We start from the raw sequence: 15,256 nt of genomic DNA, 5'->3' as shown, positions 1-15,256 counted from the left end.
CCATGCGCGTCAATTTCACTGTCAACGGCCGCCCGCAGGAAGCCGACGACGTCTGGGAGGGCGAGTCCCTCCTCTACGTCCTGCGCGAGCGCCTGGGCCTGCCCGGCTCGAAGAACGCCTGCGAGCAGGGCGAGTGCGGTTCCTGCACCGTACGCCTCGACGGCGTGCCGGTCTGCTCCTGTCTGGTCGCCGCCGGCCAGGTCGAGGGCCGCGACGTCGTGACCGTCGAGGGTCTGGCCGACTTCGCCAGGCAGCGCGAGGAGCACGGCCACTCCTGCGGCACCGGGGCGTGCGGCGGCGCCAAGGGCGTCTCCACCGACGAGGCCAAGCAGTGGTCCGCCAAGGGCACCGACTCCCAGACCGGTGAGGGCGTGGAGCTCTCCAACATCCAGCAGGCGTTCATCGACGCCGGCGCGGTCCAGTGCGGTTTCTGCACCCCGGGTCTGCTGGTCCAGGCCGACGCGCTGCTCGAGAGCAACCCGTCCCCGTCCGACCAGGACATCCGTGAGGCCCTGTCCGGCAACCTCTGCCGCTGCACGGGCTACGAGAAGATCCTCGACGCGGTCCGCCTGGCGGCCGCCCGCCAGGGAGAGGCGGTCTGACCATGGCCAACACCCGCACCGCGCCCTCCGGTACGCCGACCAACGTCACCCAGAAGCACGCCAAGGGCGGCATCGGCGAGTCCACGCTCCGCCCGGACGGCACCCTGAAGGTCACCGGCGAGTTCGCGTACTCCTCGGACATGTGGCACGAGGACATGCTGTGGGGCCAGACCCTGCGCAGCCCGATCGCCCACGCCGAGATCGAGAGCATCGACATCTCCGAGGCGCTCGCCATGCCCGGCGTGTACTCCGTGCTCACGTACGCGGACCTGCCGGCGGAGATGAAGAACTACGGCCTCGAGATCCAGGACACCCCCGTCCTGGCCAACGGCCGGGTACGCCACCACGGCGAGCCGATCGCCCTCGTGGCGGCCGACCACCCGGAGACCGCCCGGCGCGCCGCCGCCAAGATCAAGATCGACTTCAAGGAGCTCCCGCTCGTCACGGACGAGGCCTCCGCCCTCGCCGAGGACGCGATCCTGATCCACCCCGGCCGCGACGACCACCACTCCGGCCACGTTCCGCACCAGAACATCGTGCACCGCCAGCCGATCATCCGCGGCGACGCGGACGCGGCGGCCAAGAAGGCCGACGTCATCGTCACCGGCGAGTACACCTTCGGCATGCAGGACCAGGCCTTCCTCGGCCCCGAGTCCGGCCTGGCCGTGCCCGGCGAGGACGGCGGCGTCGACCTCTACGTCGCCACCCAGTGGCTGCACTCGGACCTCAAGCAGATCGCCCCGGTCCTCGGCCTGCCCGAGGAGAAGGTCCGCATGACGCTGTCCGGCGTCGGCGGCGCCTTCGGCGGCCGCGAGGACATCTCGATGCAGATCCACGCCTGCCTGCTGGCCCTCGCGACCAACAAGCCGGTCAAGATGGTCTACAACCGCTTCGAGTCCTTCTTCGGCCACGTGCACCGCCACCCGGCGAAGCTCTGGTACGAGCACGGCGCCACCAAGGACGGCAAGATCACGCACATGAAGTGCCGGATCGTGCTCGACGGCGGTGCCTACGCCTCCGCCTCCCCGGCCGTCGTCGGCAACGCGTCCTCCCTCTCGGTGGGCCCGTACGTCATCGACAACGTGGACATCGAGGCCATCGCCCTCTACACGAACAACCCGCCGTGCGGCGCCATGCGCGGCTTCGGCGCCGTCCAGGCCTGCTTCGCGTACGAGGCCCAGATGGACAAGCTCGCGGCGAAGCTGGGCATGGACCCGGTCGAGTTCCGCCAGCTCAACGCCATGGAGCAGGGCACGATCATGCCCACCGGCCAGGTCGTGGACTCCCCGGCGCCCGTCGCCGAGCTGCTGCGCCGCGTCAAGGAGCGCCCGCTCCCGCCGGAGCGCCAGTGGGAGACCGCCGGCGAGGCCGCGGACCTGCGCGCCCTGCCGGGCGGCCTGTCCAACACCACGCACGGCGAGGGCGTCGTCCGCGGCGTCGGCTACGCGGTCGGCATCAAGAACGTCGGCTTCTCCGAGGGCTTCGACGACTACTCCACCGCCCGCGTGCGCCTGGAGGTCATCAACGGCGAGCCCGTCGCGATGGTCCACACCGCCATGGCGGAGGTCGGCCAGGGCGGTGTCACCGTGCACGCCCAGATCGCCCGTACGGAGCTCGGCGTCACCCAGGTCACCATCCACCCGGCCGACACCCAGGTCGGCTCCGCCGGCTCCACGTCCGCCTCGCGGCAGACGTACATGACCGGCGGCGCGGTGAAGAACACCTGTGAGGCCGTGCGCGAGGCGCTGCTGGAGATGGGCCGCCGCAAGAACGGCTCCTACCACCCGGCGTGGGCCCACGCGGAGCTCCTCCTGGAGGGCGGCAAGGTTGTCACCGACGCCGGCGAGGTCCTCGCGGACATCGCCGACATCCTCGAGGACGAGGCGATCGACCTCGAACTCGAGTTCCGCCACCGCCCGACCGTCGCGTTCGACCTGGTCACCGGCCAGGGCGACGGCCACGTCCAGTACACCTTCGCCGCGCACCGCGCGGTCGTGGAGGTGGACACCGAGCTCGGCCTCGTCAAGGTCGTCGAGCTGGCGACCGCCCAGGACGTGGGCAAGGCGCTCAACATGCTCTCCGTGGTCGGCCAGATCCAGGGTGGTACCACCCAGGGCCTCGGCGTGGCCGTCATGGAGGAGATCATCGTGGACCCGAAGACCGCGAAGGTGCGCAACCCCTCCTTCACGGACTACCTGATCCCGACCATCCTCGACACCCCGACCATCCCGGTCGACGTCCTGGAGCTCGCCGACCCGAACGCGCCCTACGGCCTGCGCGGTCTCGGCGAGGCCCCGACCCTGTCGTCCACCCCGGCCGTCCTCGCGGCGATCCGGCAGGCGACCGGCCTGGAGCTCAACAAGACGCCGATCCGTCCGGAAGCCCTCACCGGCACCCTCTAGGACGGCGTCCTCCGGGGGCCGCACGGCGGCCCCCGGACACCGGACTCTCCGGGCGGTGTGACACCGGAACGTCACACTTTCAGCCACACCGCCCGGAGCTCGAAGTCCGGGGCGCGACCACCGCCCCGCTCGCGGTTCCCGCCCCCGGCAGTACCCCCACCAGCAGCACCGGCAGTACCGGTACCCCGGCGCCGTCACCAGTACCGCAGTACCCCCGCAGTACCCGCAGTACACGCAGTAAGCAATTCGCGTCGCCTCGGGCCGTCACCCCGGGTCGTGCAGCCGAACGGCATTTCCCAAATCCCGCGATCCCCAATCTCCATGCGGGTGCCCCTTTGAACCTTGGGAGTTAGGCACCATGACCCAGTCGTCTGTGGAGCCCAAGACCACCGCGGAAGAAGCCGGCGACGGCTCTCTCAACCCCGCCGGGCGTTCTTGGCTCGACCGGTACTTTCACATCACCCATAGAGGGTCGAACATCGGCAATGAGATTCGTGGCGGCGTCACGACCTTCATGGCGATGGCGTACATCCTCCTGCTCAACCCGCTGATCCTCTCCGGCAAGGACGTCGCCGGAGACACCATGAGCCAGAAGGCTCTGATCACGGCCACCGCCTTCGCCGCCGCCCTGACCACGCTGCTCATGGGCTTCATCGGCAAGGTCCCGCTCGTGCTCGCCGCCGGACTCTCCGTCTCCGGCGTGATCTCCTCGCAGGTCGCCCCGCAGATGACCTGGCCGCAGGCCATGGGCATGTGCGTCATGTACGGCGTCGTGATCTGTCTCCTGGTCGTCACCGGTCTCCGCGAGATGATCATGAACGCGATCCCGCTCGCGCTCAAGCACGCGATCACCATGGGCATCGGCATGTTCGTCGCCCTGATCGGTCTCGTGAAGGCCGGCTTCGTCGGCAAGGGCTCCGAGTTCGGTCCCCCGGTCCAGCTCGGCTCCATCGGCGAGCTCGCCGGCTGGCCCGTCCTGATCTTCTGCGTCACCCTGCTGACCATCTTCATGCTGCAGGCCCGCAAGATCCCCGGCGCCATCCTGATCGGCATCGTCGGCGGCACCGTCCTCGCCGCCGTCCTGAACGCCGTCGCGGACATCGACCCCAAGGCCTGGCGCAACGGCGCCCCGGTCCTGGAGGGCTCGGCCGTCTCGATGCCCGACTTCTCGCTCTTCGGCAAGGTCGAGTTCGGCGGCTGGGGCGACGTCGGCGTCATGACCGTCGGCATGATCGTCTTCACCCTGGTGCTGGCCGGCTTCTTCGACGCGATGGCCACCATCATCGGCGTCGGCACCGAGGCCAAGCTCGCCGACGACAAGGGCCGCATGCCGGGCCTGTCCAAGGCCCTGTTCATCGACGGTGCCGGCGGTGCCATCGGCGGTCTGACCGGCGGCTCCGGCCAGACGGTCTTCGTCGAGTCCGCCACCGGCGTCGGCGAGGGCGCCCGCACGGGCCTCGCCTCCGTCGTCAGCGGCCTGCTCTTCGCCGCCTGCCTCTTCTTCACCCCGATCACGCAGATCGTCCCGGGTGAGGTCGCCTCCGCGGCGCTGGTGGTCATCGGCGCGATGATGATGCAGAACGCCCGCCACGTGGACTGGGCCGACAGCGCCACCGCCATCCCGGTCTTCCTGACCGTGGTGATCATGCCCTTCACGTACTCGATCACGCCGGGCGTCGCCGCCGGTGTCCTCTCGTACGTGGCCATCAAGGTCGCCCAGGGCAAGGCCCGCGAGATCGGCGCCTTCATGTGGGTGCTGACCGTCGTCTTCCTGATCTTCTTCGCCCTCCACCCGATCGAGGCGTGGCTCGGGGTGAAGTAAGCCGGTCAGGCGTGATCGATACCTGACCCTCCACGCATCCGATACTGGAATCCGAACCTCTCCGAGGAGGCCGCAATGCTGGACATCGCCGAAGAACTGAACCGGTGGGTCGAGCAGGGACGTGATTTCGCAGTCGCCACCGTCGTGGCGGTCGGCGGGAGCGCGCCCCGGCAGCCCGGAGCCGCGCTCGCCGTCGACAGCGAGGGCACGGCCATCGGCTCGGTTTCCGGCGGATGCGTGGAGGGCGCGGTGTACGAGCTGTGCCGGCAGGCGCTGGAGGACGGCGAGACCGTCCAGGAGCGCTTCGGCTACAGCGACGACGACGCCTTCGCCGTGGGTCTGACCTGCGGCGGCATCATCGACATCCTGGTCACCCCGGTCCACGCCGCCTCGCCGGCCCGGGAGGTGTTCGAGGCCGCGCTGGCCGCGGCGGCCCGCGGCGAGGCGGCCGCGGTGGCTCGGATCGCGCAGGGCCCGGCCGAGCTCAAGGGCCGCGTCGTGCTCGTCCGCGGCGAAGGCGGCTTCGAGGGCGGCTTCGGCGGCCACCCCGAGCTCGACCGGGCCATCGCCGAGGAGGCCCGCGCCATGCTCGACGCCGGGAAGACCGGCGTCCTGGAGATCGGCGCGGACGGCCGGCTCTGCGGAGAGCCGCTGAAGGTGCTGGTCGAGTCCAGCGTTCCGCCGCCCCGGATGATCGTCTTCGGGGCGATCGACTTCGCCTCCGCCCTGGTGCGGATCGGCAAGTTCCTCGGCTACCACGTGACGCTGTGCGACGCACGGCCCGTGTTCGCCACGAAGAACCGTTTCCCCGAGGCGGACGAGATCGTCGTCGATTGGCCGCACCGCTACCTGGAGGCGCAGGCGTCCCAGGGATCGGTGGACGGCCGGACCGTCCTGTGCGTGCTCACCCACGACGCCAAGTTCGACGTCCCGCTCCTCGAGCTCGCCCTGAAGCTCCCCGTCGCGTACGTCGGCGCCATGGGATCGCGCCGCACCCACGAGGACCGCAACCGGCGGCTGCGCGAGGTCGGCGTGAGCGAGCTCGAAATCGCCCGCCTGCGCTCCCCGATCGGCCTGGACCTCGGCGCCCGCTCCCCGGAGGAGACCGCGCTGTCCATCGCCGCCGAGATCGTCGCCAACCGCCGCGGCGGCTCGGGCGCCGCCCTGACCGGCGCGCACATCCCGATCCACCCCGACACCTCGAACACCGTGATCGACAGGATCGGCTCGGTCGCTTGAAGGGGGCCGGCGGGGCCGGGGCGGGAGCACCTCAGGACTGACCGGGGCGCACCGCAGCAGCCGGGACCGTGAAAGAGGGCGCAGCCGTGAGGCTTGCGCCCTCTTGGCATTGGCCCTATTTTACCGGCCGGTAACAGCGCCTTCCCGTAACGGAGTTGAGCGGATGTCCCGGACCGCGACCGCACGCACCCCCGTCCGTACGCTGCTCGCCGTGTGCGCGCTGGCCGCGGCCACGCTGGCGGCCGGCCCGGCGCCGGGACCGGCGGCCGGCCCGGCGGCTGGGTCCGGGGGCTCGCCCTTGCGGGAGGTGCTGCTCGTCGGGAACAACTGGGAGGGCACCGCCGACGTGCTGGCCTCCACGGGGAACATGGAGCGGCTCGGCCGGATGAACATGATCCCCGACAAGGAGGAGCGGCTGAGGGAGATCTACCTCAACCCCGTCAGGCTCGGCTACTTCCTGGGCATCCGGGCCGCCGCCGGCGAGGGCCACGACCAGTTCGTCGACGACATGTACACCACCCCGGACGGATCCGCCGTCGTCGCCTCCCGGCCCAGCTTCGCGGACGTCGTCTCCATCGACGTGACGACCGGGCGGATCAACTGGCGCTTCCCGGTGGCCGGCTACCGCTCCGACCACATGGCGGTCTCGCCGGACGGCACCCGCGTCGCCGTCTCGGCGTCCACCGCCAACACCGTGCACGTCCTGGACATCGCCACCGGCCGCCAGGTCGGCTCCTTCCCCACCGGGGACAAGCCGCACGAGAACACCTTCAGCCGGGACGGGCGCTACCTGTGGAACAGCTCCATCGGGGACGTCACCTCGGCTCTGGACGCGCCCTGGCTGGACTGGACGAAGGGCGACCGCAAGATCACGGTCGTGGACGCGCAGACCTTCCGGCCGGTCCGGGTGATCGACATGCGGGAGCGGCTCGACGCGGCCGGGCGCTCGGACCTGTCCGATGCGGTGCGGCCGATGGCATTCGGCCCGGACGAGGCGAAGCTGTACTTCCAGGTGTCGTTCTTCAACGGCTTCGTGGAGTACGACGTGGCTGCGGACCGGGTCACCCGGATCAAGACGCTGCCGCAGAACCCGGCCACCAGCACGGACCGCACGACCTGGGTCAACGATTCCCGCCACCACGGGATGTCCATGAGCCCGGACGGCTCGCGGCTGTGCGTGGCCGGCACGATGGACGGCTATGCGACGGTCGTGGACCGCTCGACCCTCACCGAGGGTCCCCTGGTCCCGGCGGACAAGCCGTACTGGGCCACGGTCAACGGTGACGGCACGGCGTGCGTGATCTCCGAGAGCGGGGCCGACCGGGTCACGGCGATCGACTTCGCCACGGGCGCGAAGCGGGTGTCCGTCCCGGTGGGCGACCACCCCCAGCGCGTCCGCCTGGCCCACGTCCCCCGGAACTGGACGCCCCCGACCCGGTGACCGGCGGGGCCGGGTCTCTTGGGGCTCCGCCCCAGACCCCGCGCCTCGAACGCCGGCGGGGCTGTACTGCCCACCCCCGCTTCGGGCGGCGAGGGCCGGGGCCCGGTGTCCGGTGGGGCGGGGGTGGTCAGGGCGGTGGGGAGCCCAGGGTGGTCAGGATGTCGTCGAGGCACTGCTCGAAGAGGGGTTCGGGGTCGGTGAGGGCGAAGTCGAGGTGGCCGAAGACCTCGACGGCCACCGTCCCGTACAGGCGGGCCCAGCAGGCGACGAAGACGTAGATGGCCTCCAGCGGCACCGGCTCGCCGGACAGGTGCTCGCGCACCTCCTCCAGCTGGGCCGCCCAGACGGGGTCGAGCCCGGCGGCCGGCCGGACGCCGCCGTCCTGCCACAGCCGGACCATGAGGTCGAGGACGACACCGCCGAAGCGCCAGCCGGAGTCGTGCGCGGCGGTCCCCGGAGCGGTGTCGGCGTCGCTGACCGGTTTGGCGAACAGCAGCCCGAACTCCTTGGGATGGGCGAGCGCCCACCGCCGCAGCTCCCGGCACACCGCGCGCAGCTGCGGCCCTGGCCCGGCGCCCCGGTGGCGATCCCGCGCGGCGGCCAGCGCCGCGGCCAGCTCCTCGTAGAGCGAGGCGGCCAGCGCCTGGACCAGCTCGCGGTGGCCCGCGTGGTAGCGGTACAGGCCGGGCGCGGTCATGCCCATCTCGCGGGCGATGGCCCGCAGCGTCACGGCGCCGGGCCCCTCCTCGACCAGGAGCCGCCGACCGGTGCGCAGGATCTCCGCCAGCGCCTCCTCGCGCACCCGGTGCCGGCGGCCGGAACGGGGTCCCGTCCCGGGCGTCGCCGTCCCCGCCGTGTTGGACGTGCCGGACGTGTCGGACGGGCTGGGCATGGGCCGACTCGCCTGCCTTCCTCGGGCCTTGACAAAGTTAACACCTATCACTTTACCCTGGCGGTGAAAGTTAACGGTGTTAGCAAACCGGCAGGCGCTCCCACTCCACCCCGGGGGATTCCCATGAAGTACGGCATCGTCCTCACCTACACGGCCACCCCGCGCTGGCTCGCCCTCACCCGCGAGCAGCGCAACGCGATGCGCGAGACCCATCTGGAGCCGCTCTTCGCGGCCTACGCCGAGCGCGGCGTGACGGCGCGCTTCTTCGACGCGGAGGCGTTCAACGGCCGCTTCTCGGACTTCGTCGTGCTGGAGACCGAAGACCTGGGCGCCTACTACTTCCTCGTCGAGGCCCTGCGCGACACCCCCGTCTTCAGCGAGGGCCACCTCGTCCTCGGGGAGGTCTTCCTCGGGGTCGAGGACGGGTTCCACCGGTACGAGCAGGCCCTGGCCGCAGGGGCGGGCCGCTGACCGGGACGACCGGCCGCGCCCCGCGGGGGTCCTGATCAGGTGGGCAGGCAGAGGCGGGCCGGGGACATGCCGGGGGTCAGGGACGTCGGCCTCGGGTGGAGGTCCTCGTCGCGGTAGCGGCGGGTGTTGCGGTGCCAGTGCAGGAGGCCCGCCATCCAGTCCTCCAGTTCGCGTACGTACGCGGCCACGCCGGCCCGCGCCCGGGAGTCCAGCCCCCGGTCCTCGTACAGCAGCGGCAGCTGGTGGTCCCTGATGTGCTCGAACTCCCGCGTGCGCCGCTCCAGGAGGTCCGAGACGATCCCGAACGACTGCGCGTAGCCGATGTCGAAGAAGTTCCGGGTCACCAGCAGGTAGTTGTGCACCTCGCCCTCGACCTCGATCTCCTTCTGGTACGAGAAGAGGTCGTTGATGAGGGCCCCGACGTCGGCGGCCGAGCTCTCCAGCGAGCGCATCACCCCGTCCCGGTGGATCTCCGGCGGGACGCCGTCGTCCCCGTGGCCGAGCCGGGCCAGGTACATCGTCATCCGGCTGCCGAAGGTGTGCCGCCGCATGTCGGCGTAGTCCACCGGGTCGGGGATCCGGTTCAGCGCCGTGTTGTCGATCTCCCAGACCCAGCTCTCCAGCATGTGGGCGAGGTGGGTGCGGAACTCCTCCCGGGAAGGCACCGGCATGTCGGCCACCGTCCTGGCCCACAGGTCCTTCAGGGTGCGCTCCATGACGGTGGCCGGCTCGCCCGCCTCCTCCGGGCGGACCGGGACCATGGCGAGCAGCCGGTCCGTCGCGGCACGGGCGGCGGCCGGGGACCTCGTGGCGCCGAACACCCCGGGGTAGTAGTCGTCGGCGTACGTCCCCCACGCGAGCCACTGTGCGCTGAGGGCCAGTTGCTCCGGCGTGGCGTCGGGGTCGATGCCCGCCGAGCACAGCGCGAAGTCGTACCCGATCAGCTCGGCCTCGGTCCAGAGGGCCGAACCGGGGTCGCCGGGCTGCGGCCGGAGCAGCCCCGAGTCCCGGCACCAGCGCAGCAGTTCCCGGCGCACCCGGTCCAGGTGCGGGCTGAGCGCGAGCGGGAACGGCATGTGGAAGTCGGGCAGCAGCGAGGGGCCCACCTTCTCGAACGGCACGTGCGTGAAGGAGCGCCGGCGCAGCTCCACGGAGCGCGGGGTGAACGCCGAGCGCCAGTGGACGGCTGCGGTGCCGAGCCCGCTCGGCAGGAACGGCAGCGTGAGCGGTGCGGCCGCCGCCGCACCGCCCCGCGCGCCCTGGTTCATGTAGCGGCTGGAGACCAGGTGCCACTCGTGGCCGCCGGACTGCCAGTCCTGCAGGCCCTTGGCGTACGCCAGCACCGCGGCCGTCTCCTCGGGGCGCAGGCCCTGCTGCGCGGCCATCGCCGGGACCTCGGCGAGGGCCGTGTGCTCGAACTGCTGGAGCCGCGAGGTCAGCAGGTCGTTCGACAGGTCGGCGGCCTCCTGGGTGGTGCAGCCGAGGAAGGTCTCCAGCACCAGCACGGCGTTGGACAGTTCGCCCTCCTGCTCCACCTCTCGCTGGTACGAGAAGAGGTCGTTGCGGATGTGCACCGCGTCGGAGAAGGAGTCGCGCAGCACCTGCAGCGGGCGGGCGCCGGCCACCCGGGCCGGCACCTCGGCGGCGGCGTACTCCACGAGCCCGGCGGACCAGGGGGCGCCGCCGACCTTGCGGCGCATCTCGATGTACTCCAGCGGGTTGGCCACCCGGCCGATGTTGATGTTGTGCAGTTCCCACATGGACTCGTTGAGGAGGTTCCGGGTCGACTCGGAGAATCGTTCCCGCCAGTCCATCGACATCGCCGGCACGGTCCGCGACCACAGGTCCTTCAGCCCGGCCTCGACCGGGTTGGCCGGCTCGGGAAAGCCGTCGGCCAGGTCCATCGGCATGAACGCGGCCAGTCCGTCGAGGTAGCGGCGCGCGCCCTCGCGGTCCTGGGTGCGCTTGTAGACCTCCAGGAAGTGGTCGTCGAAGAAGAACACCCACACGTACCAGTCGGTGATCAGGTCCAGGGTGGCGCCGTCGCAGTCGGGATGGGTGTAGGAGCACAGCAGCGCGTAGTCGTGGGCGTCCAGGTCCTCCTGCTCCCAGACGCCGGAACCCTCCAGCATCCCGAAGGAGCGGGCCCACCGCCGGGTGTGCGTTCTGGCGGCCTCCAGGTGCGGGTTCAGTCGCGCAGGGTGGGGCACGTAGAAGTCCGGCAGGTGAAACGGCTGGGTCACGGCGGGTGGGGCCTTTCCGTCCGAAGGTGCGGGAGGCTCGTTTCTGCACGCCTCCCGCACGAGATCAGCACTGCCCCGTCCCCGACCGCCCCCGTACGGGCAAGAGTTCACCGCATCAGGTGACGGAACCGCGGTGGCGACGACGCCGACGGCGCCCCGCCCGTCGCGCAGGACGGGCGGGGCGCCGTGCGGGTGGGCGCTGCGGGCGGACGCCGTGCGGGGACGCCGCGCGAGGGGCGGGGTCAGTCCCCGTCGGCCTCCAGGTTGCCCTCGGTGTCCAGGTAGACCTGGCGCAGGGCCTCCAGGACCTGCGGGTCCGGCTTCTCCCACATGCCGCGGGACTCCGCCTCCAGCAGCCGCTCGGCGATGCCGTGCAGGGCCCACGGGTTGGCCTCCTCCAGGAAGGCGCGGTTCTCCGGGTCCAGGACGTAGGCTTCCGTCAGCTTGTCGTACATCCAGTCGGCCACCACGCCCGTCGTGGCGTCGTAGCCGAAGAGGTAGTCCACGGTCGCCGCCAGTTCGAAGGCGCCCTTGTAGCCGTGGCGGCGCATCGCCTCGATCCACTTCGGGTTCACCACGCGGGCGCGGAAGACGCGGCTGGTCTCCTCGACGAGGGTGCGGGTCCTGACCGTCTCCGGGCGGGTGGAGTCGCCGATGTACGCCTCCGGGGCCGTGCCCCGCAGCGCGCGCACCGTCGCCACCATGCCGCCGTGGTACTGGAAGTAGTCGTCCGAGTCGGCGATGTCGTGCTCACGGGTGTCGGTGTTCTTCGCCGCGACCGTGATGCGCTTGTACGCCGACTCCATCTCGGCCCGCGCCGGGCGGCCCTCCAGGCCGCGGCCGTACGCGTACCCGCCCCACACCGTGTAGACCTCCGCGAGGTCGGCGTCGGTGCGCCAGTCGCGCGAGTCGATCAGCTGCAGGATGCCCGCGCCGTAGGTGCCCGGGCGCGAGCCGAAGATGCGGGTCGTCGCGCGCCGCTCGTCGCCGTGCTCGGCCAGGTCCGCCTGGGCGTGGGCCCGGACGAAGTTCTGCTCCGCCGGCTCCTCCAGCCCGGCCACCAGCCGCACCGCGTCGTCCAGCAGGCCGATCACGTGCGGGAAGGCGTCCCGGAAGAAGCCGGAGATGCGCAGGGTGACGTCGATGCGGGGACGGCCCAGCTCGTCCAGCGGGATCGGCTCCAGGCCCGTGACCCGGCGCGAGGCCTCGTCCCACACCGGGCGCACGCCCAGCAGGGCCAGGGCCTCGGCGACGTCGTCGCCCGCCGTGCGCATCGCGCTCGTGCCCCACAGCGACAGGCCCACCGAGGCCGGCCACTCGCCGTTGTCGGTGCGGTAGCGGGTCAGCAGCGAGTCGGCCAGGGCCTGGCCGGTCTCCCACGCCAGGCGCGAGGGAACCGCCTTGGGGTCCACCGAGTAGAAGTTGCGGCCCGTCGGCAGCACGTTGACCAGGCCGCGCAGCGGGGAGCCGGAGGGGCCCGCCGGGACGAACTTCCCGTCCAGCGCGTCCACCACGTGCGCGATCTCGTCGGTCGTGCCCGCCAGGCGGGGCACGACCTCGCGGGCCGCGAAGTCCAGGACGGCCGCCACGTCCGCCGGGTGCCCGGAGGCGACGGACGCCGCCGCGGCCGGCTCCCAGCCGGCGTCCTCCATCGCCTGCACCAGCGCCCGCGCCGTGGCCTCCGCCTCGTCGGCCGAGGTACGGGTGGCCGCGGACTCGTCCAGTCCGAGCGCCTCGCGCAGGCCGGGCAGGGCCGTCGTACCGCCCCAGATCTGGCGGGCGCGCAGGATCGCCAGGACCAGGTTGACGCGGGCCTCGCCGGTCGGGGCGCCGCCCAGCACGTGCAGGCCGTCGCGGATCTGGGCGTCCTTGACCTCGCACAGCCAGCCGTCGACGTGCAGCAGGAAGTCGTCGAAGCCGTCGTCGTCCGGGCGCTCCTCCAGGCCCAGGTCGTGGTCGAGCTTCGCGGCCTGGATCAGGGTCCAGATCTGCGCGCGGATCGCCGGCAGCTTCGCCGGGTCCATCGAGGAGATCTGCGCGTACTCGTCGAGGTGCTGTTCCAGGCGCGCAATGTCCCCGTACGACTCGGCGCGCGCCATCGGGGGCACCAGGTGGTCCACCAGCGTGGCGTGGACGCGCCGCTTGGCCTGGGTGCCCTCGCCCGGGTCGTTCACCAGGAACGGGTAGATCAGGGGCAGGTCGCCGAGCGCGGCGTCGGGCGCGCAGGCCGCGGACAGGCCCGCGTTCTTGCCGGGCAGCCACTCCAGGTTGCCGTGCTTGCCCAGGTGGATCATCGCGTCGGCGCCGAAGCCGCCGTCCTCGGCCGCCGCCTGGATCCACCGGTACGCGGCCAGGTAGTGGTGCGACGGCGGCAGGTCCGGGTCGTGGTAGATCGCGATCGGGTTCTCGCCGAAGCCGCGCGGCGGCTGGATGAGGATGAGCAGGTTCCCGCGGCGCAGGGCCGCCAGCACGATGTCGCCCTCGGGGTTGGCCGAGCGGTCCACGAACATGCTGCCGGGGGCCTCGCCCCAGTGCTCCTCGACCTGCTCGCGCAGCTCCGCCGGGAGTTGGGCGTACCAGCGCTTGTAGTCGGCGGCGGGGATGCGGACCGGATTGCGGGCGAGCTGCTCCTCGGTCAGCCAGTCCTGGTCGTGGCCGCCGGCCTCGATCAGGGCGCGGATCAGCTCGTCGCCGTCGCCCGATACCAGGCCCGGGATCTCCTCGGCGGGCCCGAAGTCGTAGCCGGCGTCGATGAGGGTGCGCAGCAGCTCCACGGCGCTGGCGGGGGTGTCCAGGCCCACCGCGTTGCCGATGCGGGAGTGCTTGGTCGGGTACGCGGAGAGCACCAGGGCGAGCTTCTTGTCGCCGCGGGCGATGTGCCGAAGCCGGGCGTGGCGTACGGCGATCCCGGCGACCCGGGCGGCGCGCTCGGGGTCGGCCACGTACGCGGGCAGGCCGTCCTCGTCGAACTCCTTGAAGGAGAACGGGACGGTGATCAGGCGGCCGTCGAACTCGGGCACGGCGACCTGGGTCGCCGCGTCCAGCGGGGACAGGCCCTCGTCGTTCTCCTCCCAGGCGGTGCGGGAGCCGGTCAGGCACAGGGCCTGCAGCACCGGAACGCCGAGCGCGGCGAGCGCGCCCGCGTCCCAGGACTCGTCGTCGCCGCCGGCGGAGGCGGTCGCGGGGCGGGTGCCGCCGGCCGCGAGGACGGTGGTCACCACCGCGTCCGCCGCCTCCAGTTCGCGCAGCAGCTCCGGCTCCGGGGTGCGCAGCGAGGACACGTACAGCGGCATGGGCACGGCGCCGGCCGCCTCGATCGCGTCGCACAGGGCGTGCACGAAGGCGGTGTTGCCGCTCATCTGGTGGGCCCGGTAGTAGAGCACGGCGATGCGCGGGGCGCCGGCCGCGGCGGCCGCGGGCTCCGGGCGCTCCAGCGCGCCCCAGGTCGGGGCGGCGGCGGGCGGCTCGAAGCCGTGGCCGGTCAGCAGCACCGTGTCGGACAGGAACCGGGCCAGCTGGTCCAGGTTGGCCGGGCCGCCGTGCGCGAGGTAGGCGTGCGCCTCGGCCGCGATGCCGATGGGGACCGTGGAGGCCTCCATCAGCTGGGCGTCGGGGGCCTGTTCGCCGGTGAGCACGACGACCGGGCGGGTCTGATCGGGCGCCAGCAGCAGGTCCAGGCCGTCCTGCCAGGCGCGCAGGCCGCCGAGGAGGCGGACGACGACGAGGTCGACGCCCTCGAGGAGGCCCGGGAGGTCGTCGAGGGGAAGGCGGGAGGGGTTCGCGAACCGGTACGGCACGGGGCCGTTCGCGGCGGCGCGGGCGCTGAGCAGATCGGTGTCGGACGTCGACAGCAGCAGGATCATGCGGCGGCAGGCCTTCCTCGGGGTTTCCGCGCCCCGGGCAGTGAGGACGGCGGGAGTTCCTGGCTCACCCGGCGGATGGCGCTGCCGGGCTCACAGTGGCGGGACCGCGCCGGATTCGCACCGGGCTTCCTCCCATGTCGCCGTCCTCGGCGATGAGCGGGCCGAGTGGCACGCCGGGGGTCATCTTAGGTGGCCTTTGCCCTGGCCGGGAGGCGGGGTGGGCGGCGGCCGCCCATGCGCCGGAGCCGCCGCCCCCCCCACTCCGCCCCCCGCCCGGCTTG

Annotated in this window: 9 protein-coding genes and 1 riboswitch; of the genes, 6 read left to right on the top strand and 3 right to left on the bottom strand. The window is 72.1% G+C overall.

The annotated features are described in order from the left end of the window. The first annotated feature begins 2 nt into the window (after positions 1-2). The 5 genes from AB0953_RS21765 (at position 3) to AB0953_RS21745 (ending at position 7,506) form a co-directional block, all read left to right on the top strand. The gene (locus tag AB0953_RS21765) at positions 3-602 is read left to right on the top strand and encodes a (2Fe-2S)-binding protein (protein WP_366861167.1); all 600 of its coding nucleotides are present in this window, start codon (positions 3-5) and stop codon (positions 600-602) included. 2 nt (positions 603-604) lie between these two features. Continuing rightward, positions 605-3,004 (top strand): xanthine dehydrogenase subunit D, encoded by a 2,400-nt coding sequence (pucD, locus tag AB0953_RS21760; RefSeq protein ID WP_366861166.1) that lies wholly within the window; start codon positions 605-607, stop codon positions 3,002-3,004. A 358-nt stretch (positions 3,005-3,362) separates the two neighbouring features. Then, the gene (locus AB0953_RS21755; RefSeq protein WP_366861165.1) at positions 3,363-4,826 is read left to right on the top strand and encodes an NCS2 family permease; all 1,464 of its coding nucleotides are present in this window, start codon (positions 3,363-3,365) and stop codon (positions 4,824-4,826) included. Between the two features lie 75 nt (positions 4,827-4,901). Further along, the gene (locus tag AB0953_RS21750) at positions 4,902-6,065 is read left to right on the top strand and encodes an XdhC/CoxI family protein (RefSeq protein WP_366861164.1); all 1,164 of its coding nucleotides are present in this window, start codon (positions 4,902-4,904) and stop codon (positions 6,063-6,065) included. Between the two features lie 163 nt (positions 6,066-6,228). Further along, complete coding sequence (locus AB0953_RS21745; RefSeq protein ID WP_366861163.1) at positions 6,229-7,506, top strand: YncE family protein; 1,278 nt, start codon at positions 6,229-6,231, stop codon at positions 7,504-7,506. Between the two features lie 127 nt (positions 7,507-7,633). Here AB0953_RS21745 and AB0953_RS21740 read toward each other — a convergent pair whose 3' ends face one another. Continuing rightward, the gene (locus AB0953_RS21740; protein WP_366861162.1) at positions 7,634-8,398 is read right to left on the bottom strand and encodes a TetR/AcrR family transcriptional regulator; all 765 of its coding nucleotides are present in this window, start codon (positions 8,396-8,398) and stop codon (positions 7,634-7,636) included. 123 nt (positions 8,399-8,521) lie between these two features. Here AB0953_RS21740 and AB0953_RS21735 point away from each other — a divergent pair, with 123 nt between their 5' ends. Then, complete coding sequence (locus AB0953_RS21735) at positions 8,522-8,869, top strand: darcynin family protein (protein ID WP_366861161.1); 348 nt, start codon at positions 8,522-8,524, stop codon at positions 8,867-8,869. Between the two features lie 35 nt (positions 8,870-8,904). On the opposite strand, the gene AB0953_RS21730 is transcribed toward AB0953_RS21735, so the two are convergent. Together AB0953_RS21730 and cobN are read right to left on the bottom strand one after the other, a co-directional pair. Beyond that, entirely contained in the window at positions 8,905-11,112 is a 2,208-nt protein-coding gene (locus AB0953_RS21730) for a germacradienol/geosmin synthase (RefSeq protein WP_366861160.1), read from the bottom strand. A gap of 242 nt (positions 11,113-11,354) precedes the next feature. After that, a complete protein-coding gene (gene cobN / locus AB0953_RS21725) occupies positions 11,355-14,975 on the bottom strand; it encodes a cobaltochelatase subunit CobN (RefSeq protein ID WP_366861159.1) in 3,621 nt (1,206 codons plus the stop codon). A gap of 53 nt (positions 14,976-15,028) precedes the next feature. Continuing rightward, positions 15,029-15,107, bottom strand: a riboswitch (cobalamin riboswitch). Between the last annotated feature and the right edge of the window lie 149 nt (positions 15,108-15,256).

It is taken from the genome of Streptomyces sp. NPDC046866 (assembly GCF_040704625.1).
In the GTDB taxonomy this organism is placed as follows: Bacteria; Actinomycetota; Actinomycetes; order Streptomycetales; family Streptomycetaceae; genus Streptomyces.
This window is presented reverse-complemented; position numbering and strand designations above follow the sequence as displayed.